2 protein-coding genes are annotated in these 1522 nt (G+C 29.9%); both read left to right on the top strand.

Annotated elements, in window-relative coordinates:
- The coding region (locus BKL51_RS11900; RefSeq protein WP_158074925.1) for a hypothetical protein at positions 1 to 771 on the top strand (771 nt) is incomplete at its 5' end.
- 84 nt (positions 772 to 855) lie between these two features.
- On the top strand, positions 856 to 1522 hold a 667-nt coding region (locus BKL51_RS10590; protein WP_143530603.1), incomplete at its 3' end, for a hypothetical protein.

The following is a 1522-nucleotide window of genomic DNA, read 5'->3' as shown; positions in this document are numbered from 1 at the left end:
AAAACACAATGGCGTACGTTTTATGGTAAAAAAACACCCGGATATTTACCTGAATTTTGGGTAACGTATTCAACTAATGCAGACGATCCAAATTGCCAAGAATCATTCAATATGACTTTTTCTGGAAATCCTGTTGCAAGAAAGCAATATAAGGAATTTAAGGCGGAAGAGGAAAATGGGGGCAAAACCTATGTTATTCGTTATCCTGCCAATTATTGGATTGGGAAATGTGAATATCGAAGTTATGGTGGAACATTTTATTTAGAAGAGAAAAGTGATGATCCTAGATTAAATCAGGATCCTTATAATAATAAAAATCAATATTACCGATTTACTTTAATTCATGGGAAAAAAGTAGTTGATTTTTCTATAAGATCTGATGACTACTTATCTGGAAAAAAATCAGAACGTCAATCACCTATATATCTTAATCAACCTAGGTATGATGTTTTTTGTTTTAAGCATTCATATTTTAATGAATTTATTAATGATGTTAGACATTTAATTTCTTGTGAAAATTACGAAGAAGAGAAAAAACATTATATAAATTCATTTGTTTTTTATACAGAGTCTTACTGGAATAATACCCCTGATATTATGATGAATCTAAAAGTGAGTAAGATTGATTATTGTCTATCTATTTTTTCTGGAGAGAATGAGTGTGTTAATAGCAATAAAACTATATTACGAGGGAATTATTTTGACTGGGAAATAAAAAAAGAATGGTTTGATGATTTTTATGATGAGGTCATACCAAATGACCGTCCATAAAGGATTTAGTATTGTTAATGATTACCGAGAGCTAGAATATAGTTTCTTGATACTTTGATTAAGGCTTCTTTAGAAGAGGGTAAAATGTTTAAAGTAAGTAAATGTAAAATCTGCATACTCATATTTATGTTGTTATTTGGTTATGGTGTCTATTGGTATTTTTATAAAAGCTCATTTTATGTGGCTGAAACGGATTATAGTAAAACACAATGGCGTACGTTTTATGGCAAAAAAACACCCGGATATGTACCTGAATTTTGGGTAACGTATTCAACTAATGCAGATGATCCAAATTGCCAAGAATCATTCAATATGACTTTTTCTGGAAATCCTGTTGCAAGAAAGCAATATAAAGAATTTAAGGCGGAAGAGGAAAATGATGGCAAAACCTATGTTATTCGTTATCCTGCCAATTATTGGATTGGGCAATGCGAATACCGAAGTTACGGCGGGAAATTTTATTTAGAAGAGAAAAGTGATGATCCTAGATTAAATCAAGAACCTTACAATAATAAAAATCAAAACCAACGGTTTATTTTAATTCATGGCGGAGATATTACAAATTTTTCTTTACGGCCAGATAGCTATCTGAATAAAAAAAAATCAGAGCGTAAGTCACCTATATATCTTAATCAACCTAGGTATGATGTTTTTTGTTTTAAGCATTCATATTTTAATGAATTTATTAATGATGTTAGACATTTAATTTCTTGTGAAAATTACGAAGAAGAGAAAAAACATTATATAAATT

Source organism: Rodentibacter sp. Ppn85, from assembly GCF_001999335.1.
Taxonomy (GTDB): domain Bacteria; phylum Pseudomonadota; class Gammaproteobacteria; order Enterobacterales; family Pasteurellaceae; genus Rodentibacter.
The sequence above is the reverse complement of the archived record's forward strand: the minus strand, read 5'-3'. Positions and strand labels throughout refer to the sequence as shown.